Origin of the sequence: Kitasatospora sp. NPDC092948 (assembly GCF_044754805.1) — a bacterium.
Taxonomy (GTDB): Bacteria; Actinomycetota; Actinomycetes; order Streptomycetales; family Streptomycetaceae; genus Kitasatospora.
In genome coordinates this window covers 325,013-350,331 of record NZ_JBIVPU010000002.1, presented here as the reverse complement: position 1 = coordinate 350,331, position 25,319 = coordinate 325,013, and the positions used below count along the sequence as shown (strand labels likewise).

Here is a 25,319-nt window from a genome sequence, read left to right as displayed (position 1 = left end):
CTCCGTCAGGGGGAGGCTCACCCGGCCTCCCCCTGACGTCTTTCCGCGACTCAGGGAGCCTTCGAAGTGTCCGCCGAATTCCCGTCCGTCCGCCCGCGCCGCCTGCGCTCCACCCCCGCGATGCGTCGCCTGGTCGCCGAGACCCGGCTCCACCCGGCCGAGCTGATCCTGCCCGCGTTCGTCCGGGAGGGCATCGCCGAGCCGAGGCCGATCACCGCCATGCCGGGCGTCGTCCAGCACACCCGCGACACCCTGCGCCGGGCTGCCGTCGAGGCCGCCGAGGCCGGGGTCGGCGGCATCATGCTGTTCGGCGTCCCCGAGGTGCAGGACGCGATCGGCTCCGAGGGCACCAGCCCCGAGGGCATCCTCCAGCTCGCCATCCGCGACGTGGTCTCCGAGGTCGGCGACGCCCTGGTGGTGATGTCCGACCTGTGCCTGGACGAGTACACCGACCACGGCCACTGCGGCGTGCTGGCGGCGGACGGCTCGGTCGACAACGACGCCACCCTGGAGCGCTACGCCGAGATGGCCGTGGTGCAGGCCGACGCGGGCGTCCACCTGGTCGGCCCGTCCGGGATGATGGACGGTCAGGTCGCGGTGATCCGGCGGGCGCTGGACGACGCCGGCCACCAGGGCGTCGGCATCCTCGCCTACACAGCGAAGTACGCCTCGGCGTTCTTCGGCCCGTTCCGGGAGGCCGTCGGCTCCTCGCTGAAGGGCGACCGCAAGACCTACCAGCAGGACCCGGCCAACGCCCGCGAGTCGCTGCGCGAGCTGGAGCAGGACCTCGCCGAGGGCGCCGACATGGTGATGGTGAAGCCCGCGATGGCCTACCTGGACATCCTGCGCCAGATCGCCGACGTCTCCCCGGTGCCGGTCTCCGCCTACCAGGTGTCCGGCGAGTACTCGATGGTCGAGGCCGCCGCCGCGAACGGCTGGATCGACCGCGAGCGGACCATCCTGGAGACCCTGACCTCGATCCGCCGGGCCGGCGCCGAGCAGATCCTCACCTACTGGGCCACCGAAGCGGCACGCCTGGTGCGCTGACCCCGCCCGCCCGGTGCGCGACCCCGGCCGGTGCGCCGACCCCGGCCGGCCCGGGCGCGGCCGGGCCGGTTCGCGCGGAGCATGGGGAGCGCGACCGGAAGGAAGGCAGGGCCATGAACGAGTACCTGGTCGAGATCAGCACGACCGTCCCCGAGGGCACCGCCCCCGAGGAGGTCGACCGCCGTCGGGCCGCCGAGGCCGTCCGGGCCCGCGAACTGGCTGCCGCCGGGCATCTGCTCCGGCTCTGGCGGCCGGTCGGCGAGCTGCGCAGCATCGGCATCTGGTGCGCCGACGACGAGCGTGACCTGTTCGCGCGGGTGCTCGACACCCTGCCGCTGCGCCCCTGGATGACCATCGCCGTGACCCCGCTCGAACCGCACCCCAACGACCCGGGCCGGGCCTGATCCCGGGTCCACGACAGACCGAAGGGCGCGGCCGCCGGTCACCGGCAGCCGCGCCCTTCGGGGCGACGCGGGGTCAGCCGATGGCGGCGACGCCGCCGCCGCCCCCGCCGAGGGTGGTGGAGGTGGCCCAGCCGCCACCGCCGCCCAGGGTGAAGAGGTGGTCGGTCCCGGCGAAGCCGCCGCCACCGCCCGCGATGAAGGGCTCGTGGGCGGTGATGACGCCCTCCTCGCCGCCGCCGGCGACGACGGTCGCGTGGGCGGGGGCGGCCATGGCGGCCAGGGCGAGTGCGGCGGCAGTGGTGACGACGGCCCTGCCCAGCTTGCTCTTCATGGAGAGTTCCTCTCTGCGTCGATGCTGTCTCTACGTCAACACGGGAGTGCGGCGGGACGGGCGCTGCACGCGCCCGCAGGTGCTCCGATCACCCGATCGCGCCGCGGACGAACGGGTGGGTGCGGCCGGAGACACGGAACCGCCGGGCCCGGGGCTGGCCCCGGACCCGGCGGTCGGCTGTGACCGGGGAGATCAGCCGATCAGGTGGCTGACGCCACCGTCGCCGCTGCCCACGGTGTTCTGGCCCACGTCGCAGGTCTGGGTCGGGTGGTTGTCCAGGACGTCGGCCTTGACCGGGACGACGATGCCGATGAGGGCGCCGACGCCGATGTTGTCGATCTCCGGCAGGCAGAGGTTCGCGTTGTCCAGCACGTGGTTGTTCGGGCTGTGGTTGCCCTGGGTGCCGGTGGCGTTGGTGCCGCCGTTGCCCTGGAGCGAGGTGGCGGAGCCGTCCGCGTCGCCGATGGCCATCGCGGGGGTGGCGGTCATGGCGAAACCGGCGGCGACGACGCCGACGGCGGCGAGAGCCTTCTTGATCATGGGGTCATTCCTTTTCGGATCTGATGGAGTGGAGCAGCGACCCTTGCGCGTGGCTCGCGCCGGGCCCACCGCCCGGCCGGGGGAACGGACCGGGCGGGTCGTGGGACGCGGAACCGGGGCTCCGCGCCGGGGCAGTGACGGTGCGTCAGCCGACCAGGTGGGAGACGCCGCCGTCGCCGCTTCCGACGGTGCCCTGGCCGACCACGCAGGTCTGCTTGGGCTCGTTGTTGAGCGCGTCGACCTCGACCGGGACGGCCACGCCCAGCACTGCCACGCCGATGTTGTGGATCTCCGGCAGGCAGAGGTTCGGGTTGTCGAAGAAGTGGAAGTTCGGGCTGTGGTTGCCCCAGGTGCCGCTGGAGTTGGTGCCGCCGTTGCCCTGGATGGTGGCGGCGGAACCGTCGGCGTCGCCGATCGCGACGGCGGGGGTGGACACCGCGGCCAGCGCGGCGGCGGCCAGGCCGACGGTGGCCAAAGACTTCTTGAGCATGGTCGAGATACCTCTCTGAAATACCGTTCGAGGGGTGCTGCCCCGTCGTCGTCGGGATCAAAGAATGGCGAACAGGAAAGTTACGGGGGCGGAGAAAATTCGTCGAGGATCACCGGTTTCCCTGCGTGCCGGTCTGATTATTACGCCGTACGGCTTAACTGCCGCTATCCGCGGGGGAGCTGACTCGTTCGCCAAGGTGTGTGCGGCGCACCCGAATTACCCCCGGGGTCGACGACGCCACGAGAAGTCATACGGAATGACCGACGTACCGAATGACCGACCTACCGAATTACCGGATATCGAACGAACGGCGGACACCATGAAGCTCTCCAAGCGGGCCACGGGCGCCCTGCTGCTGGCGGTCGGCGCCGGCGTCGCGGCGGCACAGGGCGTGGCCCAGGCGGCTCCGAAGACCCCGACCGAGGTGGCCGCGCTGGAGGACGGGCTGGCCACCAAGGAGGTGCCGTTCAGCATTCCGCTCAGCACCGCGACGTCGCCGCTGCCGCTGCTCGCGGACGGCGGCGAGATCCACGGCGGCATCCCGACCTCGCCGCTGCTGCCGCCCGCCGACACCGGCCAGAGCCCGACCCGGCCGATCCCGGACCACATCCTGCCGTCCGTCAACGGGGGCAAGATCGGGCCGTCGCTGGCCGCCACCCTGCCGCTGCCGGAGGCGGACCGGGGCGCGAAGCTCGGCACCCTGGACCTGGACGCCCCGGCCGCCCCGCTGAACCTGGCGAGCCCGGCGGTGGGCCTCGGCCAGCCGGTCACCTTCGTTCAGGGCGAGAGCGGTCGGCTGACCGACGCCGCACTGTCCCTGGACAAGGTGGACCCGCACCTGGTGACCGCCCCCGTGCAGGCCGTGCCGGGCGCCAAGGCCTCGCTCGGCGGCGAGCAGGACCAGATCTCCGTCACCGACTCGGTGAAGACGCTGGCCGCCACCACCACGGCCACCGCCGGCGAGATGCTGAACCAGGCCGGCCCGGCGCAGACCCTCACCGGCGCGCTGGACCAGTCGCAGATGTGACGCCGAGCAGGTGTGACGTCGAACGGATATGACTGCGCGTCAGAACGGCGGTACGGCCCGGCTGCTCCTCGCGGAGGCCGGGCCGTACGGCTGCCGGGCGGGCGTCAGATCGGCAGCGCGGTGAGCAGCGGGCCGGCCAGCGGGAGGTTCTTGGCGCCGCCGCCCGCGGACAGCGGGCCGGTGACCGTGCCGGTGCCGACCGGGCCGACCCCGTTGTCGGGGACCACCGAGACGCCGTTGTTGAGCAGGTCCGCGGAGGAGTTGGCCCACGGGTCGAGCCGTAGGTCCTTGACCGGGGCGACCGCGTAGCCGAGCCCGGCGGTGGTGCCGCCGAGCGCCTGCTTGGCGTCGGTGGGCTGGAGGTGGGTGGTGGGCAGCGGGAGACCGCCCGGCTGTTCGGTCTCGGCGTGCGCGGCCTGGGCGGTGGCGCCGCCGATCAGCAGGGCGGTGCCGAGCGCGGCCAGCGCGCCGGTGGTGGTCCGGGACATCGGCCATTCCTTCGGTGGTGGGAGGGGCGGGGACGCGCACTGCCCCCCGGCCGGTGGCCGAGGGGCAGTCTGCACGGGCTGGTGATCGGCCGGGGCCGGATCAGTCGCAGTCCTCGACCGGCTCGTGGTGGTGGTGCGGGTGGTGGGGGTGCTCGTGCTCGACCGGCGGCTGCTGGGGCTCGGTCTCGACCGGGGTCGTGACGGGCGCGGGAGCGACACCGGTGTCGCCGTTGACGCAGGTGTTGCCGAAGGCCGGGTTCAGCAGACCGATCACGTTGATCGAGTTGCCGCACAGGTTGATCGGGACGTGGACCGGGACCTGGATCTGGTTGCCGGAGAGCACACCGGGGGAGTTGGCGGCGACGCCCTCGGCCTCGGCGGAGGCGCTGGCCAGACCGGCCGAGCCGAGAACCAGACCGGCGGCGGCGACGGTCAGTACCGCGGCCTTCTTGAAGTTGCGCATGAGGGTTCGATCTCCTAGATCACAACGGGGAGTTGGTGCGCCGCGCCGAACGGGCGCGGCGCGGCGTCAGGCGGTTCAGCCGCCGTTGACGCAGGTGTTGCCGAAGGCCGGGTTCAGCAGGCCGATGATGTCGATCGAGTTGCCGCACAGGTTGACCGGGATGTGGATCGGGACCTGGATCTGGTTGCCGGAGATGACGCCGGGGGAGTTGGCGGCGACGCCCTCGGCCTCGGAGGAGGCGTTGGCCAGGCCGGCCGAGCCGAGCATCAGGCCGGTGGCGGCGACGGTCAGGACCGCGGCCTTCTTGAAGTTGCGCATGACTTTCTCTTCCTCACGTTCTGCCCGACTTGGAAGGTCGGGGTCGGGCGATCGCATCATCGCCCGCTGTTTTCGGGATGCGGCGGGAATGTCACTCACGCGGCCCAAGGCCCGCGTGTCGCCCAGGGCTTGGGCGGTGGGTGCGACGACGGGGCTGCCGCAGGGGGCTGTTGGACGGTTCAGCCGCCGTTGGCGCAGGTGTTGCCGAAGGCCGGGTTCAGCAGACCGACGATGTTGATCGAGTTGCCGCAGACGTTGACCGGGACGTGCACCGGGACCTGGATCTGGTTGCCGGAGACGACGCCGGCCGAGTTGGCGGCGACACCCTCGGCGTCGCTGCTGGCCATGGCCGCACCGCCGGTGCCGAGCAGCAGGGTCGCGGCGGCAGCGGAGCCGAAAGCGCCGTAGGCGAGCTTGCGCATGATGACGTCTCATTTCTTGCGGGTGGATCGGGTTCGCCAGGAAGAACGAACCAGTACGGCGGGGGAAACGGGCGAGTTCGCCGATCCTCCGGGCCGTTCACCCGAATGCTGCCGTTACGCCGGACGGGTGATTGTGCGAAGAACAGCGAAACTGACCTGGCGGGGTCTCGTTGGCTGAGGTGCACGTCCCGTGTGCTTCCTTCCGGTAGCCCCGGCGCGGCAATTGGAAGATCTGATTTAAAGAGGAGACTCAAATGAGCATCAAGAAGGCTGCCGCGGTCGGCGCCGCTGTCGCGGGCATCGTCGCCGCCGGTGCGGGCACCGCCATGGCGAGCAGCGGCGCCGAGGGCGTCGCCGCCAACTCCCCCGGCGTCATCTCCGGCAACCAGATCCAGGTCCCGGTGCACGTCCCGGTCAACCTGTGCGGCAACTCGATCGACATCATCGGTCTGCTGAACCCGGCGTTCGGCAACAACTGCGTCAACGGCGGCTGATCCCGGCCCCCCTGGCGAGTCCGAGCCGCCGTCCGCGCCCCTTCGGGGGGTGCGGGCGGCGGCTCAACTGCGTTTTCGTGACGCTCTTTCGAGGTGTCGTCGCGGTCCTCCCGGCCGTATCGCGCCGCGAGTCTTGTTGTGTTACCTGTCAGTACCTAGCATGTGAGCCTGCCTCATGTTCGCCGGGTCCCAGCCCGGTTCCCCATGCTCCGCGCCGCCCGGCACCCGCCGGGCGTACCCCCACCCTCGCAAGGAGTCATGAGTGTCCAGGACACCCACGGTCCGCCGCAGGTCCCCCGCCCTGCTCGCCACCGCCGCCCTGCTGGCCGCCCTCGGCCTCGGCTCCGGCCTCGGCACCGCGGCCACCGCCCAGGCCGCCTCGCCCAGCGCGGGCAAGCCCGCCGCGATCGTCGCCCTCGGCGACAGCGCGATCTCCGGCGAGGGCGCCGGCACCGACACCAACGACAACTACGTCCCCGGGACCGACACCCCCACCAACTACTGCCACCGCTCCACCAAGTCGGAGATCTTCACCACCCAGCTCCCCGGCGTCACCCCGATCGACCTGGCCTGCTCCGGCGCCCAGACCGGCGACCTGGTCAGTGACCCCGACCTGGCGAAGATCACCGGACCGGGCAGCGGCGACTTCGGCGAGGCCAAGCAGGACGTCCAACTGGCCGCCACCGCAGCCAACTACGACGTCAAGATGGTCGTCGTGACGATCGGCGCGAACGACGACTTCGAGTTCGCCAACATCATGATGTCCTGCCTCGCCCAGTACTTCCCGATCCCGCAGTCCCAGGGCTGCCGGGACACCATCGGCAGCGCCGAGATCACCAAGCGGGCCGCCGGGGTCAAGCCCAAGGTGACGGCCGCGCTGACCAACATCCGCAACACCATGCGGAAGGCCGGCTACTCCGACGACTCCTACCAGCTGGTCTACCAGTCGTACTTCAACCCGATCACGCCCGACATCCGGCGCAACGACTACGTCGGCAAGGTCGCGGACGGCTGCCCGGCCTTCCCCGAGGACCTCGCCTGGGGCCACAACTGGGTCGTCCCCACCCTGAGCGACGCGCTCCGCGAGGCCGCCTCCGGCGTGCCGGGCGTGCGCTACCTCGACCAGCGGCGGGTCGCCTTCGGCCACGAGGTCTGCGCGGAGTGGACCAGCTCGCCGTACGAGTACACCAACGGCGACGTGATCGACCTGTCGGAGAGCACCCGCAACGGCTGCGACAGCCCGATCTCCATCCCGGGCCTGTGCATGAACAACGTCCGCCAGTCGTACCACCTGCGGGTCGCCGGGTACGCCGCCGAGGCGGCCTGCCTGCGGCAGTTCTACCAGCAGTCCGGGCTCGCCCAGGCGTTCTGCTCGCTCAACCAGCAGGACGGCACCTCGATCACCGCCCTCACCCCCGGCAAGCCCTTCCCGGACACCCCCGAGGACGGCGCCTGGTACCAGCTCACCAACCAGGCCAACGGCAAGGTCCTCGACCTGTCCGGCGGCGGCACCTACGGTGACTCCACCAACGGCCGCACCGCGATCACCTATCCGGCCACCGGCGGCCTGAACCAGTCGTTCGTGTTCGAGATCAAGGCCGGCGGCTCCTTCGAACTCGACTTCAGCGGCAACCGCAACATGTGCCTGGACGTCGCCGGCGCCTCCACCGCGCCCGGCGCCAAGATCGAGCAGTGGGGCTGCAACGGCGGCGGCAACCAGCACTGGCTGCTCCAGCCGGTCGGCGACGGCACCTACAAGCTCGCCGACTCCCAGGACGCCACCAAGCTCGCCACCGCCACCACCCAGACCGACGCCCAGGGCAACCAGCTGGTCCAGCTCGCCGCCGACAACGGCTCCGCCGCGCAGCACTGGCAGCTCACCAAGCTCGGCATCGTCTACCTGCACGGCTGACCGACCGGCCCGGCGGAGCGTCACCTCGCGACGCTCCGTCAGGCCGCACCCAGCCGGACGGCCGCACCCGGCGGCATCGGGTACGGCCGCTCCGGCGGCAGCAGCGCGGCATCCCTGGTGGCGTGCAACTCCCGTGCCAGCGGCGTCAGATCCTCGATCCGCACCAGCCACTCCCCGGCGTAGCCCCGCACCAGCTCCCCGCTCAGCCCCAGCTGCAACGACCGGTGCGCCAGTGGCCGGAGGTCCGGATCCCGCTCCGGATCCCACTGCGCCCGCGCCGGGCTGCGCCGCAACGCCCGTCGCCACTCGGCCTTCGAGGCGTGCACCCCCGGCCGGTAGCTGCTCAGCACCGCCGCCTCCAGAGCGGCGTCGAAGCCCTGACGGGTGATCACCACGCCGAGGATCCGCTCCTGGCCCGGGCTCCGCGCCCAGTTGCTGCGGTGCATCAGCCGGCGGAAGGACGGCTTGATCCACGTCATCCGGTCCCGCGAGAACGCCTCCGGCCACCGGCCGTCGGCGACCGCCGGTTCCGCGATCTCGGGGCGGAACGCCTGGTAGACCGTCACCGTCCGGTCGTCGTACCGGGCTCTGATCTGCCTCGTCGGTGTCTCGTCCATCGGGCCATCCTGCTCCGGCCGGGCTCCACCCGCCGCGAATTTCGTGCGGCGGGTGCGCCGTACTGGTCTAGTCCTGTCGTTGACAGCGGCGGCAGACCGGCCCGACCATGTGAGCCGTCCCACAGTGCCCTGCCTGGAGGTTCCCGTGACCAGCCCCTCTGCGGTCGATTTCGTCGCCGCCGCCCGTGCGGCCATCGACCGGGTCAGCAGCTCGCAGGTCGAGGAGGTCGCGAGGGCCGCCGAGCTGATCGCCGATGCGCTGGCCGCGGACGGCATCGTGCAGGCCTTCGGGACCGGGCACTCCGAGGCGTTCGCGATGGAGATCGCCGGGCGGGCCGGCGGGCTGGTCCCCAGCAATCGGATCGCGCTGCGTGACGTGGTGCTGTTCGGTGGGCGGCCGGTGGAGATCCTGGCCGGGTCGGAACTGGAGCGCGGGACCGAATCCGCCGCGATGCTCTGGGAGTTGACCGACCCGCACCCGGCGGACGTGTTCATCCTGGCGTCCAACTCCGGCGTCAACGGCTGCGTGGTCGAACTCGCCCGGCTGGCCAAGGAGAACGGCCACCCGCTGATCGTCGTCACCTCCGCCGAGCACACCGCGGGCGTCCGGCCCAAGCACCCGTCCGGCCTGCGGCTGCGCGACTACGCGGACGTGGTGCTGGACAACGGTGCGCCGTTCGGCGACGCCGTCCTGCCGATGGCGGGCGGCGGCCGGGCGTGCGGCATCTCGTCGATCACCGCGGCGCTGCTCGGCCAGCAGATCGTCGCCGAGGTGATCCGCCGGATCGAGGAGAGCGGCGGCGTCCCGCCCGTCTACCTGTCGGCGAACATCCCCGGCGGCGACGAGCACAACAACAGGCTCGAAGCGCTGTACGCCGGCCGCATCCGCCGCACCGCATGACGGCCGCTCACATGCTCGCGGACGACGCGCTGGTGCTCGGCCTCGACGTGGGCGGCACCAGCACCCGCGCGCTGGTCGCCACCCTGGACGGCCGGATCCTCGGCACCGCGCACGGCACCGGGGGCAACCCGGTCGCGCACGGTGCGGAGGTCGCCGTCCGGGAGATCGGCGGGGCCGTCCGTGCCGCGCTGGCCGGGCTCGACCCGGCCCGGGTGGCCGCGGGCGTGATCGGCCTCGCGGGCGGCTCGCTCGCCCCGCCGGAGGTACTCGCGCTCTGGCCCGCCACCGGACTGACCGTCACCCCGCGGCTGATCGCCGACGCCGAACTCGCCCACGCCGCCGGGACCGCCGCCGCCGACGGAACCCTGCTGCTCAGCGGCACCGGTGCGATCGCCGCGGAGATCCGCGACCACACGCTGCACCGCACCGCCGACGGTCACGGCTGGTTGCTGGGCGACCGCGGCTCCGGCTGCTGGCTCGGCCGCGAGGCGGTCTCCGCCGCGCTCACCGCCGTGGACCGCGCGCTGCCGTTCGACGGACCGTCACTTCGGCTGCCCGGCCTGGCCGGGGCGATCGCCGACGCGCTGGTCGGGCCGGGCGGCCTGGGGAGTGAACCGCGCTCGGCGCTGATCGCCGCCGCCCACGCCGAGGCTCCGGCCCGGCTGGCCCGGTTCGCGCCGATCGTCCTCGACCGCGCGGCGGCCGGCGATCCCGTCGCGGCCGCGCTGGTCGAGCGTGCCGCCGACCACCTGATCGACACCCTCGCGCTGGTCCGCGACCCCGGCTCGCCGCTCCCGCTGGTGCTGGCCGGCGGCCTGCTCGCCTCCGCGACGCCGCTGGCCGCGCACCTGCGCCCGCGGCTGGCCGCCCGCTGGCCGGACGCGGTGGTGTCCACCGCCCGCAACGGCGCCGGCGCCGCCGCCTGGCTCGCCGCCCGGGACCTGGGCCGCGGGACGGAGGAGCTGCACCGCCGACTGACGGCGTGACACGTGTGCGGGAGCGGGGGAGACCCGCTCGGGCGAAGGGCTTCCAGGCCGTGCACCTTGAGGGGTGCACGGCCTGCTGTCCGAAGTCGGACTGGCCGATTGGAGCCACCCGGAACCCCTTCCGAGCGGGTTCCCGAGCGGCGAGAGTAGAGATCGCCGCCAGGGAGAACGGGCCGGGCGGCGGCCGGAAGAGAGTCGACCGCGGGACTTCTCGACCGGACCGACCGCTCCACTCCCACACCGTCGAAGGGTGACCACCATGACCAGCACCCGCACCACCGAGGCCGCCGCGGTGCGCGCCGCCCCGCCCGGCCGGCCGCGCCTCGCCCGGGTCGGCCCGCCCACCGACGCCGGCGGTGCCCACGGCCGGTCCGACCGACCGAACGGCGCACGGTCCGCCGCAGGGTGAAGCCGGTCGACCCGCCGGATCCGCCCGCCCCCGTGCGCGCCCCGACCGTCCGCAGCCTCCGGGCCGCGTCACCGCCGCGCCTGCGTCACCCGTACCACTTGTGCCACCCGTACCACTTGTGCCACCCGTGCCACCCGCGCCAGCTGCGTCAGCTGCGCGAGACGGCCGGCTTCCACGCCGCCTGTTGAGCCCGCGGCCCACCGCGCCGCCGCTCCCGCGCCACCACCGTTCTTCCGGCTCGCCGCCGCACCGGTTTCCCGCCTGCCCGCGACCACGACGGCTGTTCCTGCAGGACAGTCGTCCACCCGCGACCGCGGAGCCGTCAGTGGGCCTTCGCCCCGGCCCGAGCCGCCCGCACCACTCCACTTCACGCACTCGCCACAAGGAGATACCGCCATGTCCGCGATGTCCGCCAAGACCGTCCGTCCCGCCCTGCGCCGCACTCTCGCCCTCGCCTGCGCCGCCGCGGCCCTCCCGCTGTCCTCGCTCGCCCTCGGCGCGGAGGCCCACGCCGTCGGCACCTCCTCGGTCGGCGGGCCGATCACCCGCACCGAGGTGCTGGCCCGGGCCCAGTCCTGGATCGACGCGGGGGTCATGTACTCACAGAGCAACTACCGCACGGACAGCAACGGCACCTACCGGCAGGACTGCTCGGGCTACGTGTCGATGGCCTGGCACATCAACACGGCCGGCACCAACTACGGCTTCACCACCAACGGCGCGGGCGGCTTCGAGACCCAGCTCGGCAGCCTGGACGACCTCAAGCCCGGCGACGCGCTGAACAACATCAACTCCCACATGGTGCTGTTCGTCCGCTGGGTCGACTCCAGCCACACCGCCGCCGTCATCGACGAGGAAGCGCACTCCGGAATCCCGGCCCGCACCCGCACCATGAGCCGGTCGGAGATCACCGGCGGCGGCTTCAAGCCCTTCCGCTACAACAAGATCGACGACTCCGCGGGCAGCACCTCGTACCCGAACCCGGCCTCGCTGCCGACCGGCACCCTGGTGAAGTCCCCGACCAACCCGACCGTGAAGCTGCTGGTCAGCGGCGCGGGCATCCCGGTGACCGGCTCGGACGTGGCGTCCGACGGCTACGACCTGAGCAAGGTGGTGGTGGTCGACGAGGCCGGCTTCAACGCGCTGCCCGCGGCCCCGCCCGCCGGCACCGTGGTGCACGACCAGGCCGGCGGCCCGGACCGGTTCGTGATCGTGGGCGGTGCGGCGCTCCAGATCAGCGCCTCGGAGTGGACCGCGGACGGCTACAACCAGCGACCCGACATGGGCGTGCCGACCGCGTGGCTGAACACGGTGAAGCAGGCCGACCTCCCGTCCGGCACCGTGGTGCACGACCAGGCCGGCGGCCCGGCCCGCTACGTGGTGGTCGGCGGTGCGGCGCTCCAGATCAGCGCCTCGGAGTGGACCGCGGACGGCTACAACCAGCGACCCGACATGGGCGTGCCCGGCGGCTGGCTCAACGCGGCCGCCCAGCGCAGCGTCGCCACCGGCCTGCTGGTCCAGGGCCAGGGCGGCAACGACCCGACGATCTACGTGATGGTGGCCGGCTCGGCGCTGCCGATCAACGGCACCGAGTGGACCGCGGACGGCTACGAGACGCAGACCCTGATGGGCGTTCCGGAGGCCTGGCTGGCCGGGGCGGCCGCCAAGCCGCTGAAGAACGGCACCGTGGTCCACGACGCCGCGGGCACCAACCCGACGATCTCGGTGATGGTCGGCGGCAAGGCCGTCCCGCTCACCAACGCCGACTTCACCGGTCTCGGCTACGACAAGAAGCCGCTGCTGGGCGTCCCCAGCACCTGGCTGGGCTGGGCGGTCAACATCGCCGCCCCGAGCAACGGCACCATGCTCCTCTCGCCGGACAACCCCACCGTCTGGCAGGTCGTCAACGGCGGCAGCAAGCGGGCCATGGCGGGCAGCGAGTTCGGCCCCGGCAAGCTCTCCTTCGACGACGTGGTCAGCGTCCCGACCAGCCTCACCGCGAGCCTCCCGACCGTGGCGCAGTAGTTCTTCGCCCGCACGGTGACCGGCCCGTCCGGCGCAGCGACTCCGCTGCGCGGGGCGGGCCGTTCGCGCGTCCGGTCCGGCGGCGCGGGCAGCGCGATCTCGGCCCACACCCACTTCCCCCAGCGCTTGCGGATCACCCCGTGGGCGAGGGCGAGTTCGGCGATCAGCAGGATGCCGCGGCCGGACTCGGAGTCCTGGTCGGGACGGCCGGCGATCGGGAGGGCGGGGGAGGCGTCGTAGACCTCGATGACGGCCCGGTGGTGCAGCGGGTCGGCGTGCACGCCGACGGTGACGGCGCGGCCGGTGGCGTGCCGGACGGCGTTGCCTAGCAGTTCCGAGGTGACCAGATCGACGGTCAGCCGGGTGTCCTCGTCCAGGGGGGCGCCGCCCCAGGCGGTGATCAGCGCGCGGACCCGGCGGCGTCCGGCGGCGACGGTGGCGGGCTCGCGGGGCAGTGAGAACCATCGACGGTGCACGGACATGGCGGGCTCCTCACGCGGTTTCGCTCGATGAGCGCTCGTGAACGTTCGTCGAGCGGGAGACTCGGCAGCCGATATGAGGGTATGTCAGATTGCAGCATCTCTAGACAAGCTGAAATCTCTAGAGATGTCAATGCATCGGGGGGCGCGCCGTGCGTAGGATGTCTAGAGAAGGGAAGGAAACCCGCCGCCATGACCAGTCACCCCCGCGCCACCCAGCCCAAGTACCAGCGGATCGCCGAGGATCTCAAGCGCGACATCGACTCCGGCCGCTACCGACCGGGCGACCGGCTGCCGGGCGAGAACGACCTGATGGTGACGTACGGCGTGGCCAGGATGACGGCACGTCAGGCGCTCGGCGTGCTGCAGACCGAGGGGATCGCGGAGGCCCGCAAGGGCGTGGGGGTCTTCGTCCGGGAGTTCCGGCCGATAAGGCGTCGTGGCATCCAGCGGCTGTCCGACCGGAACTGGGGCAGCGGCTTCTCGGTCTGGTCGACCGACATAGCGGCCCGCGAGCTGACGGTGGACCAGTTGACCGTCGGCGAACGCGAGGTCCCCGAGGACATCGCCGCCGTCCTCGGGCTGAAGGCGGGCGAGTCGGCCTGCGTGCGCAGCCGCCGCTTCGTCCTGGACGGCAAGCCGGTGCTGCTCTCCGAGTCCTACCTGCCGGCCGCGTTGGTGGCGGGCAGCCGGATCACCGACGCGGACACCGGCCCCGGCGGCACCTACGCCCGGCTCGCCGAACTCGGCCACAAGCCGGTGCACTTCCAGGAGCACATCCGCTCCCGGATGCCGGCCGGCGACGAGGCCGAGCGCCTCGCCCTGGCCCCCGGCACCCCCGTCTTCCTGGTGCACCGCACCGCCTTCGCCGAGGACGGCCAGGTGGTGGAGTTCAACGCGATGGTGCTCGACTCGTCCTCGTACATCCTCGAATACGACTTCGACGCCTGACCGTCCACAGCCGGTGGACGGCGGTGGGCGATCGGGCGCGGTTGTCCACAGGCCTGTGGACGAGTGGGCCCGCCGTCGAACGCACCGGCCGCGCCCGGGCATTCGCCTCGGCACGGTGAGGCCCGCCCGGGCGGTCGCCGCCGCGCCGGGCGGCGCGCCGGGCGGTCGTGCGGTCCGCCGTCAGTGCAGGTCGGCGGTGAACGGGTGGGTGTGGTCGGCCGGGCAGGTGAAGAGCCGGAGTTCGCCCCAGCGGCCGACCTGGATGCCGGGGACGTCGTCGCTGGCGATCGTGAAGAGCAGGGTCGTCGGGCGTCCGCAGGGTTCGCACACGGGGGTGTGGGGGTGGTTGAGGTGCCAGGTCGGCCAGCCGCCGAGCTTCCAGCCGGACACCCGGGTGATGCCGTCCTTGCCCTCGGGGTCGAGGCCGAGGATCAACTGGCGGAGGGCAGGCCGGAGTTCGGGCGGCAGCTCCTCGCGGTACGGGAAGTCGACGAGGTACTCCGCGGTGAACACGCAGGGCTCCGGCAGGTATTCGGGCTCCCAGCACTCCGACGGCTCGGGCGGACCGGCCAGTGGTGCCCCGGCGTGCGCGGCGGCTCGCCGCCAGCGGAGTTCGACGACCGGGCAGAGGTCGGCCTGGCCGGCCGGCGGGTCCCAGTGTTCGAACGGGCACCAGAGGAGTTGAAGCACGTCCATGCCGTCGGGCCACCACGGGCCGGGCACGTCGCGGGCGTGGATCTGGGCGAGCGGCACCATCGCCGGGAGATCGCCGTGCCCGTCGACCGCCGGCTCCCGGCAGTGCGGCCACGGTTCGTCGGCGGGCCACAGCAGCGGGCCGCCGATCGAACTGTCCGCGACCCCGGGCGCGCCGCGCTCGACCCGCAGCCGGGCGGCCGCGCGGCCGTACGGCGCGAGTTCCGGCATGCGCGCCAGGATTTCTTCGGTCGAGGGGCGCCGATGATCCACCGTCGAGACCTTCCAGATCGTGAGCGCACACACTAACCCGGTGTGTTGACGTCCGATCAGTTCGACGGCGGCGGCAGGGCCCGACCCCGGATCAGGGCCAGACCAGGCAGTACAGCTGGTGCCCGGCGTCGTGCAGCCGGTTGGCGAAGTCCTGCCACTCGTGCAGCATCTGGTAGATGACGAAGGCGTCCCGCGGGCCGCGGCGGTCGGGGACGGTGGACCAGATGAACGCGGCGGCGCCGAGTTCGGTCTCGTCCGCCTTGCGGAGCGGTTCGACGACGGTGTGCGGGAGTTGGACCACCGCGTAGTCGGGGTGCAGAACCACCAGTTCGAGTGGCGGGACGTGGTGCAGCGGGACGCCCTGAATGCCCGTCAGGACCATCGCGCTCATCGTCTCGGGCTTGATCTTGGTGGAGAGGTGGCCGTTGCCGGAGCCGCTGGTCTCCATCAGGTCGCCGAGCCGGCCCAGCGAGCCCAACTCCCCGGCGTCGAGGCCGAGGCCGCCGGGACCGAGGGCGGTGGGGACTCTGGCAGCGGTGGCACGGTCCGGTGCGCCGAAGTACTTGTAGGTGACCCCCACTCTGCCCTCGCCCCTCCTTCCCCTGCCCGCTTCCCTGCCCCCGCCGGTCTCGGACGGCCTGCGGGTACGCTCCGCGGCCTCGTCGAAACCGTCCTGCCTCTCGGACACTCGGACCATCCTCACCGGAACTCGCCGGAATCGACAGACCCCCGCATGTCCGACTTTCCCTCCGGACATGCCCCTTACCCGTCTGCTGGCGTGCTACACGAGCGCGCGCTACTCGACCTTACCTTCGCCACAGGCAGTGAGGGGAGCAGCACACGGATCATCGTTCCAGATGATCGGGCCCGACATGCAGAACGCAAAGACACGATTTGAGACCATGTTCGGGTAAGAGAGGCTCCAGGCCACCCCGCGGACCCAACGGATGAGCGAGCAGATGAGCTACCCGTACGAAGCACCCCAGTCCCAGTCGCTGTTCGAGCGCGCCTTGGCGGTCACCCCCGGCGGCGTCAACTCGCCGGTGCGGGCCTTCCGCGCGGTCGGCGGCACGCCCCGGTTCATGGTGTCCGGCAACGGCCCGTACCTGACCGACGCCGATGGCCGCGAGTACGTGGACCTGGTGTGTTCGTGGGGCCCGATGTTGCTCGGCCACTCGCACCCCGCGGTGATCGAGGCCGTGCAGCAGGCCGTCTCCCGCGGCACCTCGTTCGGCACGCCCGGCCAGGGCGAGGTCGAGCTCGGCGAGGAGATCGTCGCCCGGATCGCCCCGGTCGAGCAGGTCCGCCTGGTCTCCAGCGGCACCGAGGCGACCATGTCGGCGATCCGGCTGGCCCGCGGCTTCACGGGCCGCGCCAAGGTGGTCAAGTTCGCGGGCTGTTACCACGGTCACGTGGACGCCCTGCTGGCCGCCGCCGGTTCCGGTGTCGCCACCTTCGGCCTGCCCGACACGCCGGGCGTCACCGGCGCGCAGGCCGGCGACACCATCGTGCTGCCGTACAACGACCTGGACGCGGTGCGCGCCGCGTTCGCCGCGCACCCCGGCGAGATCGCCTGCGTGATCACCGAGGCCTCGCCCGGCAACATGGGCGTGGTGCCGCCGCTGCCCGGCTTCAACCGCGGCCTGGCCGAGCTGTGCCGGGAGAGCGGCGCGCTGTTCATCTCCGACGAGGTGATGACCGGCTTCCGCGTCTCCAAGGCCGGCTGGTACGGGCTGGAGGCCGCCCACGAGGGCTGGGCGCCGGACCTGCTCACCTTCGGCAAGGTGATGGGCGGCGGCTTCCCCGCCGCGGCGTTCGGCGGCCGCGCCGACGTGATGGCGCACCTCGCCCCGGCCGGCCCGGTCTACCAGGCGGGCACCCTGTCCGGTAACCCGATCGCCACCGCCGCCGGCCTGGCCCAGCTGCGGAACTGCACCGACGAGGTGTACGCCACCGTGGACAAGGTCGCCGCCGAGGTGTCCGGCCTGGTCGCCGAGGCGCTCTCGAAGGAGGGCGTGGCGCACCGCCTGCAGACCGCGGGCAACATGTTCTCGGTGTTCTTCACCGACCAGCAGGTCACCAACTACGACGAGGCCCGCCGCCAGCAGGCGTTCCGCTTCAACGGGTTCTTCCACTCGATGCTGAGCCAGGGCGTCTACCTGCCGCCGTCGGCGTTCGAGTCCTGGTTCGTCTCGTCCGCGCACGACGCGCGGGCGATCGAGCGGATCGCCGCCGCCCTGCCCGCCGCCGCCCGCGCCGCCGCCGAGGCCACCGAGGAGTCGAAGTGACCGAGCGAAGCGAGACGGGTGCGTCGACCGGCAAGGACATCACCGTCGTCCACGTGATGCGGCACGGCGAGGTGCACAACCCGGAGGGCGTGCTGTACGGCCGGCTGCCGGGCTACCACCTGTCCGACCTGGGGCGGCAGATGGCCGAGCGGGTGGCCGAGCACCTGAAGGACCGGGACATCACGCACGTGGTGGCCTCCCCGCTGGAGCGCGCCCAGGAGACCGCCGAGCCGATCGCCAAGGCGCACGGCCTGGAGGTGGCCGCCGACCCGCGGCTGATCGAGGCGGAGAACATCTTCGAGGGCAAGACCTTCGGCGTCGGCGACGGCTCGCTCCGCAACCCGGCGTACTGGCGGTACCTGACCAACCCGTTCAAGCCGTCCTGGGGCGAGCCGTACATCGACCAGGTGGTGCGGATGATGGGCGCGATCGCCGCCGCCCGGGACGCCGCGCGCGGGCACGAGGCGGTGTGCGTCAGCCACCAGCTGCCGATCTGGATCCTGCGCTCGTTCGCGGAGCGCCGACGGCTCTGGCACGACCCGCGCCGTCGGCAGTGCTCGCTCGCCTCGTTGACCAGCTTCACCTACGAGGGTGACCGGATCGTCTCGATCGGCTACCGCGAGCCGGCCCGCGACCTGCTGCCGGCCCACCTGGTGGGCAAGGGCAAGAAGGGCGACAAGCCGGTCGGGAAGAGCTTCGGGGCGTAGTCCGCACCGGGTTCGGGACATTGCTCACACCGGCGGTCCCGAGGTAAGCGCGACGGGCGACGGAATGCCCGAATTAAGACGATCATAAGCGTAGTTTTCGCAGGTCACGGGGGGTCCGGTCGACAACGCCGGACCCCCCTAAAACGGGCCGAAGAGCCATGCGAAACTTTTCACATGTCTTGGACGTCCAGTCGCCGCACCCGCCTCACCGCCGCCCTCGGCGCGGCCACCGCCCTGGCCCTCACCGGGTGCGCCAGCTCCGGCTCCGGGGGCGGCTCGACGGGCTTCATCACCGGCAAGGGCGGCATCGACACCGCCGCCGCCGGCCACCGGGTGGACGCCCCCGACATCAGCGGCGTCGGACTGGACGGCACCGGCTCCCTCAAGCTCTCCGACTACCGCGGCAAGGTGGTCGTCCTCAACATCTGGGGCTCCTGGTGCAGCCCCTGCCGGGCCGAGGCCAAGGGCCTCCAGGCCAGCTCCGAGAAGTACGGCGACCAGGTGCAGTTCCTCGGCATCAACACCCGGGACACCTCCCCCGCCAACGCCGTCGCGTTCGAGAAGAACTTCGGGGTCACCTACCCGAGCATCTACGACCCGGACGGCACCCAGATCCTCAAGTTCCCCAAGGGCAGCCTCAACCCGCAGTCCATCCCGACCACCATCGTGATCGACAAGGACGGCAGGCTGGCCGCCCGCGCGATGCGCGCGATGTCCACCGAGGACCTCGACAAGATGATCGAGCCGGTCCTCGCGGAGTCCAAGTGAGCGCCGTCCTGGCCGCTGCCGACGTCGGGTTCAACGAGACGGTGGGCAGCGGCGCGCTGGTGCTCGCACTGCCGATCGCGCTGGCCGCCGGGCTGCTCTCGTTCTTCTCACCGTGCGTGCTGCCGCTGGTGCCCGGCTACCTCAGCTACGTCACCGGCTTCTCCGCGGCCGACCTGTCGGACGCGCGCGGCACCCGCCGCGGCCGGATGCTGCTCGGCTCGGGGATGTTCGTGCTCGGCTTCGCCGCCGTCTTCATCTCCGAAGGCGCGCTGTTCGGCTACGTCGGCCAGAACCTGGTCGACCACCGGCGGATCATCTCGATCGTGATGGGCTGCCTCACGGTGCTGATGGGCCTGGCCTTCATGGGCCTGCTGCCCGGCTTCACCATGCGCGAGCTGCGCACCCACCGGCGCCCGGCGGTCGGGGTGCTCGGCGCGCCGCTGCTCGGCGTGGTGTTCGGCCTGGGCTGGACGCCGTGCATGGGGCCGACCATCGCGGCGATCAACTCGCTCTCCGCCAACGAAGCCGACGCCGGGCGTGGCGCACTGCTGATGACGGTGTACTGCGTGGGCCTCGGCGTACCGTTCGTCCTGGCCGCCCTGGCGTTCCGCAAGGCCCTGGGCGCCTTCGGCTGGGTCAAGCGGCACTACCAGTGGGTGATGCGGATCGGTGGCGCCATGCTCGTCGCGGTCGGCCTGGCCCTGGTGACCGGGGTGTGGGACTCGCTGGTCAACCAGCTCCAGTACCTCACCGAGAACTTCTCGATCGGAATCTGATCAGTGAGCGACACCAAGACCAGCCCCCAGCCGGCCGACGCCGCGGACCCCGACGCCGACGGCGTCGAGCGCCTCAGCACCGCGCCCGAGGAGGGCGACGTCCCGACCGGCAGCATAGGCTTCGTCGGCTGGCTGCGGTGGTTCTGGCGGCAGCTCACCTCGATGCGGGTCGCCCTGCTGCTGCTGTTCCTGCTGTCGCTGGCGGCCATCCCCGGCTCGCTGATCCCGCAGGACGGCCCCGACCAGATGAAGGTCGTGGCCTGGAAGGACGCCCACAAGGGCATCACGCCGCTGTTCGAGAAGCTCCAGCTGTTCCACGTCTACAGCTCGTCCTGGTTCTCGGCGATCTACATCCTGCTGTTCGTCTCGCTGGCCGGCTGCATCGTCCCGCGCACCTGGCAGTTCGTCGGCGTGCTGCGCTCGCAGCCCCCGACGGCTCCGCGCAACCTGACCCGGATGCCGGTGTACGCGGCCTGGCGCAGCGACGCCGACCCGGACGCCGTGAACGCCGCCGCCCACGCGCTGCTGAAGAAGCGCGGCTTCCGGGCCGTCGTCGGAAACGGCTCGGTCGCCGCCGAGAAGGGCTACCTGCGCGAGGTCGGCAACCTGCTGTTCCACTTCTCGCTGTTCCTGCTGCTGATCGGCGTCGCCTGGGCCGGTGTGGCCTCCGGCACCGCCAGCAAGCTGGTGCTGGAGGGCCAGGGCTACTCCAACACCACCACCCAGATCGACGACTTCTACGGCTCGCACTTCTACGGCGTGAACGACCTGGACGCCTTCGGCTTCAAGCTGGACGGCTTCACCGCCCGCTACCAGGAGAGCGGCCCGCAGGTCGGTACCGCGCGCCAGTTCACCGCGAACGTCCGCTACTGGGTGGGCGACGACGCGACCAAGCTGAAGAAGTCGACCATCGAGGTCAACCACCCGCTGGAGATCGGCGGCTCCAAGGTCTACCTGATCGGCCACGGCTACGCCCCGGTGGTGACGGTCCGGAACGCCAAGAACGAGATCGTCTTCAGCGGCCCGACGCCGTTCCTGCCGCGCGACTCCAACATGACCTCGCCCGGCGTGATCAAGGTCAACGACTACGGCACCGACGCCAACGGCAACAAGACCCAGCTGGCGTTCCAGGGCTTCTTCCTGCCGACCGCTCCGGCGAACTTCGAGCAGACCGGTCCGCGGTCGATGTTCCCGGCCGCCGCGGACCCGATGCTGGTCCTCAACGCCTACGCCGGCGACCTGCGCACCGACAGCGGCCTGCCGCAGAACGTGTACCAGCTGGACGACAAGGCGATGACCCAGCTGAAGGTGGACGGCGACATCGCCAAGGTCCGTCTCAAGGTCGGCGAGGGCTGGCAGCTGCCCGACAACTACGGCACGCTCACCTTCGACGGCTACCAGCAGTGGGCCACGTTCACCGTCTCGCACCACCCCGGCAACTCCGTCGCGCTGGTCGGCGCGGTCGCCGCGATCCTCGGTCTGATCGGCTCGCTGTTCATCCAGCGCCGCCGGATCTGGGTCCGGGCGGTCACCGGCCCCGACGGCCGCACCCTGGTCGAGGTGGCCGGTCTGGGCCGCAGCGAGTCCGCCCGCACCGCCGAGGAGCTCGCCGAGCTCGCCGTCGAGCTGCAGGGCGACGCGCCGGCCATCGACGAGGAGCCGGCCCCCGAGGGTTCCATCGACGACCCCGCTGACGACGACGCACCGGCAGCCGCCGACTCCCCGGCCGCAGCCGTCCCCACCGCCCCGGAAACCAAGGAGTAGACGGTGCTGCTCGCGCAGGTCAACACCCATTTGGCCGATATCTCCAACAAGCTGATCTACTCGGCGATGGCCGTCTACACCCTGGCCATGTTCGCCCAGATGTTCGAGTGGACGTTCGGCTCCAAGGGCGGCGTCGCCGTCCGCTCCCGGCAGCAGGCCACCCTCGGGGAGTCGGTCAGCGACTCCACCGAGGCGGCCAAGGGCGTCCGCAAGGTCAGCGTCACCGTGGCCTCGCAGGGCGGCGGAACCACCACCCTGACCCGGACCGCGCTGGCCGACGCCGGCGCCACCACGGTGACCAGCGGCCGCGGCGAGGACGGCCCGGCGGACGGCCTCGGCCCGGCCGGCAGCAGCGAGAAGGCCGACGTGGCCGGCCGGATCGCGGTCTCGCTGACCGTGCTCGGCCTGCTGCTGCACGCCGGCAGCGTGATCACCCGCGGCCTGTCGGTGACGCGCTGGCCGTGGGGCAACATGTACGAGTTCTCCGTCGCGTTCGCGCTGATGATGGTCGGCTCGTACGTCGTGCTGCTGGCCACCAAGAAGAACGTGCGCTGGCTGGGCCTGCCCGTGGTGGTCGCCGTCCTGCTGATCCTCGGCGTCGCCGTGGCCGTGCTGTACACCGAGTCCGAGCAGCTCGTCCCGGCGCTGCACTCCTACTGGCTGGGCATCCACGTCTCCACCGCGACGATCTGCGGCGGCGCCTTCTTCGCAGCGGCCGTCGCCACCGTCGCCTACCTGCTCAAGGACCGCTACGAGCACCGGGTCGCGGCCGGCCTGACCGTTCGGGCCGCCAACCTGATGGAGCGCCTGCCCGCCGCGAGCACCCTGGACAAGCTGTCCTACCGGGTCAACGCCCTGATCTTCCCGCTGTGGACGTTCACCATCATCGCGGGCGCGATCTGGGCCGAGGCCGCCTGGGGCAAGTACTGGGAGTGGGACCCGAAGGAGACCTGGTCGTTCATCACCTGGGTCGCCTACGCCGCCTACCTGCACGCCCGGGCCACCGCCGGCTGGCGCGGACGCAAGGCCGCCTACCTGGCCCTGCTCGCCTTCGCCTGCTGGCTGTTCAACTTCTACGGCGTCAACATCTTCATCACCGGCAAGCACTCGTACGCCGGCATCTGACGCCCGCACCGCCTGCCCCACCCCCTGCCTGACCCCCCTGATCCACCCCCGAGATCCACAAAGCCGCGAGGAGGGCCGCACCATGGAGTGCGACGAGGTCATCATGACCGTCCGAATCACCGCAGCGGAACGTGCGCTGCTGCGACGGCTCGCCCAGGGCCATCACAGCGACGTCTCCGAGGTCGTCGCCGACGGGCTGCTGGACGTCCTGCCCACGCTGCACTGCCCGGCGGACGCCCACCGGCTGCTCGCCGCGCTCGCCACCCCGGCGCCCTGCGCGCTCACGGTGTGGCTCCCCACCGAGCTCGCCGACCTGCTCGCCATCGCCGCCGCGCGGGTCGCCCACTCCACGGGCGTCCGCCTCGACTCGTCCTGCGTCATGCTCGGGGCCGCGGTGCGGCTCTGGCTGGCCCAGGACCCGCTGCGACTGGCGGCCAACCTCACCACCATGCACGCCGGCCGCCCTGCGGCGCTGGCCGCGGCGTAGCAGCAGCGAAAACGCGAGGGGCTCCGGAGGCACTGCCTCCGGAGCCCCTCGCGTGTCTCACGCGGCCTGCTGCCAGCTGACCGGGGAGAAGTACGCCGGGCGGCGCTCCATCCGGGACCAGGTGGCGATCGGCTCGACGGCCTGGTTGGCGGCGGCGACCGCCGAGGCCTGCGCGGCGCGGGCGGTCAGCACCGCGGTCAGGGCGGCGAGCTCCTCGGCGGACAGCGAGCCCCGGACGATACGGACGAGAGGTTCGTTCATGGTTCCTGTTTCTCCCCCTGGCTGGCGGCTGAACGGTGGCGGCGGGCGCGTCGCACCGGTTACATCGGCGGGTTGCCGTGCTTGCGGCTCGGCAGGTCGGCGTGCTTGGTGCGGAGCATCGCCAGCGAGGAGGCCAGCACGGCCCGGGTCTCGGCGGGGTCGATGACGTCGTCGACGAGGCCGCGCTCGGCCGCGTAGTACGGGTGCATCAGCTCGCTCTTGTACTCCTTGATCTTCTGCGCGCGCATTGCCTCGGGGTCGTCGGACCCGTTGATGTCACGGCGGAAGATCACGTTCGCGGCGCCCTCGGCGCCCATCACGGCGATCTCGTTGGTCGGCCAGGCGAAGGACAGGTCCGCGCCGATCGAGCGGGAGTCCATCACGATGTACGCGCCGCCGTAGGCCTTGCGCAGGATCAGCTGGATCCGCGGCACGGTGGCGTTGCAGTACGCGTACAGCAGCTTCGCGCCGTGCCGGATGATGCCGTCGTGCTCCTGGTCGACACCGGGCAGGAAGCCCGGCACGTCCAGCATGGTCACCAGCGGGATGTTGAACGCGTCGCACATCTGCACGAAGCGCGCCGACTTCTCGGAGGCGTTGATGTCCAGCACGCCGGCCAGCGACTGCGGCTGGTTGGCGATGATGCCGACCACGTGGCCGTCGACCCGGGCCAGCGCGCAGATCACGTTGGTCGCCCAGCGCTCGTGGACCTCCAGGTACTCGCCGTGGTCGACGATCTCCTCGATCACCTTGCGCATGTCGTACGGCCGGTTGCCGTCCGCCGGGACGAGGTCGAGCAGCGACTCGTTGCGGCGGTCCACCGGGTCGTCGTTGGCGACGGTCGGCGGCATCTCGCGGTTGTTCTGCGGGAGGAGCGACAGCAGGTAGCGGACCTCTTCGATGCAGGACTGCTCGTCGTCGTAGACGAAGTGCGAGACACCCGAGACCGAGGAGTGCACGTCGGCGCCGCCCAGGCCGTTCTGGGTGATCTTCTCGCCGGTGACGGCCTGCACCACGTCCGGGCCGGTGATGAACATCTGCGAGGTCTCGCGGACCATGAACACGAAGTCCGTCAGCGCGGGGGAGTACGCGGCGCCGCCGGCGCACGGGCCGAGCATGACCGAGATCTGCGGGATGACGCCCGAGGCGCGGGTGTTGCGCTGGAAGATGCCGCCGTAGCCGGCCAGCGCGGTCACACCCTCCTGGATGCGGGCGCCGGCGCCGTCGTTCAGCGACACCAGCGGGGCGCCGGCCGCGATGGCCATGTCCATGATCTTGTGGATCTTCTGGGCGTGGGCCTCGCCCAGCGCGCCGCCGAAGATCCGGAAGTCGTGGGCGTAGGTGAAGACCGTCCGGCCGTGGACGGTGCCCCAGCCGACGATCACACCGTCGGTGTGCGGCTTCTTCGCCTCCAGGCCGAAGCCCTGGGCGCGGTGCCGGCGCAGCGGCTCCACCTCGTGGAACGAGCCCTCGTCCAGCAGCAGCTCGATCCGCTCGCGGGCGGTGAGCTTGCCCTTGGCGTGCTGGGCCTCGGTGGCCTTCTCGCTCGGGCCCCGGCGGACCTGCTCGCGCAGCTCGTGAAGTTCGGCGACCCGGCTACGGGCATCGGCCGGAGCCTCGCCGCCGACCGGCGCGTCGTGCAGGACCGTCATCTCGAACCTCTCCAAGGTCACGTGAGTCAGCGAACACCTCTTCTGTTACGACAGTACGAGCCAGTGCGCCCGCGTTTCGGCGTCCATTCCGTACAAGGTCGGGACCCGATCGCTGTAGAGGACGCACAGAAGGGGGCGCACGGGGCTACTGCCGAGTCGCTCCGGGCGGGTACTCGGGGATACCCCCCACCGGGATCGCCCGGGGCGGTGAATTGGCAGGT

Annotated in this window: 29 protein-coding genes; 16 read left to right on the top strand and 13 right to left on the bottom strand. The window is 71.7% G+C overall.

Features of this window, described 5'->3' with window-relative positions:
- The first annotated feature begins 66 nt into the window (after window positions 1-66).
- Together hemB and ACIQF6_RS06310 are read left to right on the top strand one after the other, a co-directional pair.
- Window positions 67-1,047, top strand: a complete 981-nt coding sequence (gene hemB, locus ACIQF6_RS06315; protein ID WP_400890735.1) for a porphobilinogen synthase — start codon at window positions 67-69, stop codon at window positions 1,045-1,047.
- Between the two features lie 113 nt (window positions 1,048-1,160).
- On the top strand, window positions 1,161-1,451 hold the full coding sequence (locus tag ACIQF6_RS06310; protein ID WP_400890733.1) for a muconolactone Delta-isomerase family protein: 291 nt from the start codon (window positions 1,161-1,163) through the stop codon (window positions 1,449-1,451).
- Between the two features lie 73 nt (window positions 1,452-1,524).
- Here the strand turns inward: ACIQF6_RS06310 and ACIQF6_RS06305 are convergent, their stop codons facing one another.
- The 3 genes from ACIQF6_RS06305 to ACIQF6_RS06295 all read right to left on the bottom strand — a co-directional run bounded on the left by ACIQF6_RS06305 (window position 1,525) and on the right by ACIQF6_RS06295 (window position 2,812).
- Window positions 1,525-1,782, bottom strand: coding sequence for a hypothetical protein (locus tag ACIQF6_RS06305; RefSeq protein WP_400890730.1), 258 nt, complete (start codon window positions 1,780-1,782; stop codon window positions 1,525-1,527).
- A 192-nt stretch (window positions 1,783-1,974) separates the two neighbouring features.
- Entirely contained in the window at window positions 1,975-2,322 is a 348-nt protein-coding gene (locus ACIQF6_RS06300; protein WP_400890728.1) for a rodlet layer protein, read from the bottom strand.
- A gap of 145 nt (window positions 2,323-2,467) precedes the next feature.
- Window positions 2,468-2,812, bottom strand: coding sequence for a rodlet layer protein (locus ACIQF6_RS06295; RefSeq protein WP_400890726.1), 345 nt, complete (start codon window positions 2,810-2,812; stop codon window positions 2,468-2,470).
- Between the two features lie 319 nt (window positions 2,813-3,131).
- On the opposite strand from ACIQF6_RS06295, the gene ACIQF6_RS06290 reads away from it, so the two are divergent.
- Window positions 3,132-3,839 carry a hypothetical protein gene (locus tag ACIQF6_RS06290; protein WP_400890724.1) on the top strand — a complete coding sequence of 236 codons (708 nt, stop codon included), beginning with the start codon at window positions 3,132-3,134 and terminating at the stop codon, window positions 3,837-3,839.
- A gap of 104 nt (window positions 3,840-3,943) precedes the next feature.
- Here the strand turns inward: ACIQF6_RS06290 and ACIQF6_RS06285 are convergent, their stop codons facing one another.
- The 4 genes from ACIQF6_RS06285 to ACIQF6_RS06270 all read right to left on the bottom strand — a co-directional run bounded on the left by ACIQF6_RS06285 (window position 3,944) and on the right by ACIQF6_RS06270 (window position 5,530).
- Window positions 3,944-4,327, bottom strand: coding sequence for a hypothetical protein (locus tag ACIQF6_RS06285; protein ID WP_400890722.1), 384 nt, complete (start codon window positions 4,325-4,327; stop codon window positions 3,944-3,946).
- Window positions 4,328-4,427: 100 nt separating this feature from the next.
- Complete coding sequence (locus tag ACIQF6_RS06280; RefSeq protein WP_400890720.1) at window positions 4,428-4,790, bottom strand: chaplin; 363 nt, start codon at window positions 4,788-4,790, stop codon at window positions 4,428-4,430.
- A 75-nt stretch (window positions 4,791-4,865) separates the two neighbouring features.
- On the bottom strand, window positions 4,866-5,108 hold the full coding sequence (locus ACIQF6_RS06275) for a chaplin (protein WP_400890717.1): 243 nt from the start codon (window positions 5,106-5,108) through the stop codon (window positions 4,866-4,868).
- 179 nt (window positions 5,109-5,287) lie between these two features.
- Window positions 5,288-5,530: a chaplin gene (locus tag ACIQF6_RS06270; RefSeq protein ID WP_400890714.1), complete on the bottom strand. Its 243-nt coding sequence runs from the start codon at window positions 5,528-5,530 to the stop codon at window positions 5,288-5,290.
- A 254-nt stretch (window positions 5,531-5,784) separates the two neighbouring features.
- On the opposite strand from ACIQF6_RS06270, the gene ACIQF6_RS06265 reads away from it, so the two are divergent.
- Together ACIQF6_RS06265 and ACIQF6_RS06260 are read left to right on the top strand one after the other, a co-directional pair.
- Complete coding sequence (locus ACIQF6_RS06265; RefSeq protein ID WP_400890711.1) at window positions 5,785-6,024, top strand: chaplin; 240 nt, start codon at window positions 5,785-5,787, stop codon at window positions 6,022-6,024.
- A gap of 262 nt (window positions 6,025-6,286) precedes the next feature.
- Entirely contained in the window at window positions 6,287-7,936 is a 1,650-nt protein-coding gene (locus ACIQF6_RS06260; RefSeq protein WP_400890708.1) for an RICIN domain-containing protein, read from the top strand.
- Window positions 7,937-7,974: 38 nt separating this feature from the next.
- Here the strand turns inward: ACIQF6_RS06260 and ACIQF6_RS06255 are convergent, their stop codons facing one another.
- Complete coding sequence (locus tag ACIQF6_RS06255; RefSeq protein ID WP_400890705.1) at window positions 7,975-8,553, bottom strand: DUF4291 domain-containing protein; 579 nt, start codon at window positions 8,551-8,553, stop codon at window positions 7,975-7,977.
- Window positions 8,554-8,698: 145 nt separating this feature from the next.
- On the opposite strand from ACIQF6_RS06255, the gene ACIQF6_RS06250 reads away from it, so the two are divergent.
- The 3 genes from ACIQF6_RS06250 to ACIQF6_RS06240 all read left to right on the top strand — a co-directional run bounded on the left by ACIQF6_RS06250 (window position 8,699) and on the right by ACIQF6_RS06240 (window position 10,849).
- Entirely contained in the window at window positions 8,699-9,454 is a 756-nt protein-coding gene (locus tag ACIQF6_RS06250; RefSeq protein WP_400890703.1) for a sugar isomerase domain-containing protein, read from the top strand.
- On the top strand, window positions 9,451-10,440 hold the full coding sequence (locus ACIQF6_RS06245) for an N-acetylglucosamine kinase (RefSeq protein ID WP_400890701.1): 990 nt from the start codon (window positions 9,451-9,453) through the stop codon (window positions 10,438-10,440). The genes ACIQF6_RS06250 and ACIQF6_RS06245 overlap by 4 nt, the downstream gene beginning before the upstream one ends.
- Before the next feature lie 259 nt (window positions 10,441-10,699).
- Entirely contained in the window at window positions 10,700-10,849 is a 150-nt protein-coding gene (locus ACIQF6_RS06240) for a hypothetical protein (protein WP_400890698.1), read from the top strand.
- A 1,781-nt stretch (window positions 10,850-12,630) separates the two neighbouring features.
- Here ACIQF6_RS06240 and ACIQF6_RS06235 read toward each other — a convergent pair.
- Entirely contained in the window at window positions 12,631-13,356 is a 726-nt protein-coding gene (locus ACIQF6_RS06235) for an ATP-binding protein (RefSeq protein WP_400890696.1), read from the bottom strand.
- 189 nt (window positions 13,357-13,545) lie between these two features.
- On the opposite strand from ACIQF6_RS06235, the gene ACIQF6_RS06230 reads away from it, so the two are divergent.
- Window positions 13,546-14,304, top strand: a complete 759-nt coding sequence (locus tag ACIQF6_RS06230; RefSeq protein ID WP_400890693.1) for a GntR family transcriptional regulator — start codon at window positions 13,546-13,548, stop codon at window positions 14,302-14,304.
- A gap of 180 nt (window positions 14,305-14,484) precedes the next feature.
- Here the strand turns inward: ACIQF6_RS06230 and ACIQF6_RS06225 are convergent, their stop codons facing one another.
- On the bottom strand, window positions 14,485-15,228 hold the full coding sequence (locus ACIQF6_RS06225) for a hypothetical protein (protein WP_400890690.1): 744 nt from the start codon (window positions 15,226-15,228) through the stop codon (window positions 14,485-14,487).
- Between the two features lie 133 nt (window positions 15,229-15,361).
- The gene (locus ACIQF6_RS06220; RefSeq protein ID WP_400890687.1) at window positions 15,362-15,850 is read right to left on the bottom strand and encodes a hypothetical protein; all 489 of its coding nucleotides are present in this window, start codon (window positions 15,848-15,850) and stop codon (window positions 15,362-15,364) included.
- A gap of 379 nt (window positions 15,851-16,229) precedes the next feature.
- Between ACIQF6_RS06220 and hemL the strand changes: the two genes are divergently transcribed.
- The 7 genes from hemL (at window position 16,230) to ACIQF6_RS06185 (ending at window position 23,185) form a co-directional block, all read left to right on the top strand.
- Complete coding sequence (gene hemL / locus ACIQF6_RS06215; protein WP_400892145.1) at window positions 16,230-17,558, top strand: glutamate-1-semialdehyde 2,1-aminomutase; 1,329 nt, start codon at window positions 16,230-16,232, stop codon at window positions 17,556-17,558.
- A 56-nt stretch (window positions 17,559-17,614) separates the two neighbouring features.
- Window positions 17,615-18,265: a histidine phosphatase family protein gene (locus ACIQF6_RS06210; protein WP_400892142.1), complete on the top strand. Its 651-nt coding sequence runs from the start codon at window positions 17,615-17,617 to the stop codon at window positions 18,263-18,265.
- 174 nt (window positions 18,266-18,439) lie between these two features.
- Complete coding sequence (locus ACIQF6_RS06205; RefSeq protein ID WP_400890685.1) at window positions 18,440-19,033, top strand: TlpA family protein disulfide reductase; 594 nt, start codon at window positions 18,440-18,442, stop codon at window positions 19,031-19,033.
- Window positions 19,030-19,809 carry a cytochrome c biogenesis CcdA family protein gene (locus ACIQF6_RS06200; RefSeq protein WP_400890683.1) on the top strand — a complete coding sequence of 260 codons (780 nt, stop codon included), beginning with the start codon at window positions 19,030-19,032 and terminating at the stop codon, window positions 19,807-19,809. The genes ACIQF6_RS06205 and ACIQF6_RS06200 overlap by 4 nt, the downstream gene beginning before the upstream one ends.
- Before the next feature lie 3 nt (window positions 19,810-19,812).
- Window positions 19,813-21,573, top strand: coding sequence for a cytochrome c biogenesis protein ResB (locus ACIQF6_RS06195; protein WP_400890681.1), 1,761 nt, complete (start codon window positions 19,813-19,815; stop codon window positions 21,571-21,573).
- A gap of 3 nt (window positions 21,574-21,576) precedes the next feature.
- Entirely contained in the window at window positions 21,577-22,698 is a 1,122-nt protein-coding gene (ccsB, locus tag ACIQF6_RS06190; RefSeq protein ID WP_400890679.1) for a c-type cytochrome biogenesis protein CcsB, read from the top strand.
- A gap of 82 nt (window positions 22,699-22,780) precedes the next feature.
- On the top strand, window positions 22,781-23,185 hold the full coding sequence (locus ACIQF6_RS06185) for a hypothetical protein (RefSeq protein WP_400890677.1): 405 nt from the start codon (window positions 22,781-22,783) through the stop codon (window positions 23,183-23,185).
- A gap of 57 nt (window positions 23,186-23,242) precedes the next feature.
- Here the strand turns inward: ACIQF6_RS06185 and ACIQF6_RS06180 are convergent, their stop codons facing one another.
- Complete coding sequence (locus ACIQF6_RS06180) at window positions 23,243-23,446, bottom strand: acyl-CoA carboxylase subunit epsilon (protein ID WP_400890675.1); 204 nt, start codon at window positions 23,444-23,446, stop codon at window positions 23,243-23,245.
- 59 nt (window positions 23,447-23,505) lie between these two features.
- Window positions 23,506-25,098 (bottom strand): acyl-CoA carboxylase subunit beta, encoded by a 1,593-nt coding sequence (locus ACIQF6_RS06175; RefSeq protein ID WP_400892140.1) that lies wholly within the window; start codon window positions 25,096-25,098, stop codon window positions 23,506-23,508.
- Between the last annotated feature and the right edge of the window lie 221 nt (window positions 25,099-25,319).

What these genes read in the sequence shown, in the direction of transcription:
- ACIQF6_RS06310 (WP_400890733.1), top strand. Translation starts at nt 1,161, where the DNA reads ATGAACGAGTACCTGGTCGAGATCAGCACGACCGTCCCCGAGGGCACC.
- ACIQF6_RS06305 (WP_400890730.1), bottom strand. Translation starts at nt 1,782, where the DNA reads ATGAAGAGCAAGCTGGGCAGGGCCGTCGTCACCACTGCCGCCGCACTC.
- ACIQF6_RS06300 (WP_400890728.1), bottom strand. Translation starts at nt 2,322, where the DNA reads ATGATCAAGAAGGCTCTCGCCGCCGTCGGCGTCGTCGCCGCCGGTTTC.
- ACIQF6_RS06295 (WP_400890726.1), bottom strand. Translation starts at nt 2,812, where the DNA reads ATGCTCAAGAAGTCTTTGGCCACCGTCGGCCTGGCCGCCGCCGCGCTG.
- ACIQF6_RS06290 (WP_400890724.1), top strand. Translation starts at nt 3,132, where the DNA reads ATGAAGCTCTCCAAGCGGGCCACGGGCGCCCTGCTGCTGGCGGTCGGC.
- ACIQF6_RS06285 (WP_400890722.1), bottom strand. Translation starts at nt 4,327, where the DNA reads ATGTCCCGGACCACCACCGGCGCGCTGGCCGCGCTCGGCACCGCCCTG.
- ACIQF6_RS06280 (WP_400890720.1), bottom strand. Translation starts at nt 4,790, where the DNA reads ATGCGCAACTTCAAGAAGGCCGCGGTACTGACCGTCGCCGCCGCCGGT.
- ACIQF6_RS06275 (WP_400890717.1), bottom strand. Translation starts at nt 5,108, where the DNA reads ATGCGCAACTTCAAGAAGGCCGCGGTCCTGACCGTCGCCGCCACCGGC.
- ACIQF6_RS06270 (WP_400890714.1), bottom strand. Translation starts at nt 5,530, where the DNA reads ATGCGCAAGCTCGCCTACGGCGCTTTCGGCTCCGCTGCCGCCGCGACC.
- ACIQF6_RS06265 (WP_400890711.1), top strand. Translation starts at nt 5,785, where the DNA reads ATGAGCATCAAGAAGGCTGCCGCGGTCGGCGCCGCTGTCGCGGGCATC.
- ACIQF6_RS06255 (WP_400890705.1), bottom strand. Translation starts at nt 8,553, where the DNA reads ATGGACGAGACACCGACGAGGCAGATCAGAGCCCGGTACGACGACCGG.
- ACIQF6_RS06245 (WP_400890701.1), top strand. Translation starts at nt 9,451, where the DNA reads ATGACGGCCGCTCACATGCTCGCGGACGACGCGCTGGTGCTCGGCCTC.
- ACIQF6_RS06240 (WP_400890698.1), top strand. Translation starts at nt 10,700, where the DNA reads ATGACCAGCACCCGCACCACCGAGGCCGCCGCGGTGCGCGCCGCCCCG.
- ACIQF6_RS06235 (WP_400890696.1), bottom strand. Translation starts at nt 13,356, where the DNA reads ATGTCCGTGCACCGTCGATGGTTCTCACTGCCCCGCGAGCCCGCCACC.
- ACIQF6_RS06230 (WP_400890693.1), top strand. Translation starts at nt 13,546, where the DNA reads ATGACCAGTCACCCCCGCGCCACCCAGCCCAAGTACCAGCGGATCGCC.
- ACIQF6_RS06225 (WP_400890690.1), bottom strand. Translation starts at nt 15,228, where the DNA reads ATGCCGGAACTCGCGCCGTACGGCCGCGCGGCCGCCCGGCTGCGGGTC.
- hemL (WP_400892145.1), top strand. Translation starts at nt 16,230, where the DNA reads ATGAGCTACCCGTACGAAGCACCCCAGTCCCAGTCGCTGTTCGAGCGC.
- ACIQF6_RS06210 (WP_400892142.1), top strand. Translation starts at nt 17,615, where the DNA reads ATGCGGCACGGCGAGGTGCACAACCCGGAGGGCGTGCTGTACGGCCGG.
- ACIQF6_RS06205 (WP_400890685.1), top strand. Translation starts at nt 18,440, where the DNA reads ATGTCTTGGACGTCCAGTCGCCGCACCCGCCTCACCGCCGCCCTCGGC.
- ACIQF6_RS06185 (WP_400890677.1), top strand. Translation starts at nt 22,781, where the DNA reads ATGGAGTGCGACGAGGTCATCATGACCGTCCGAATCACCGCAGCGGAA.
- ACIQF6_RS06180 (WP_400890675.1), bottom strand. Translation starts at nt 23,446, where the DNA reads ATGAACGAACCTCTCGTCCGTATCGTCCGGGGCTCGCTGTCCGCCGAG.
- ACIQF6_RS06175 (WP_400892140.1), bottom strand. Translation starts at nt 25,098, where the DNA reads ATGACGGTCCTGCACGACGCGCCGGTCGGCGGCGAGGCTCCGGCCGAT.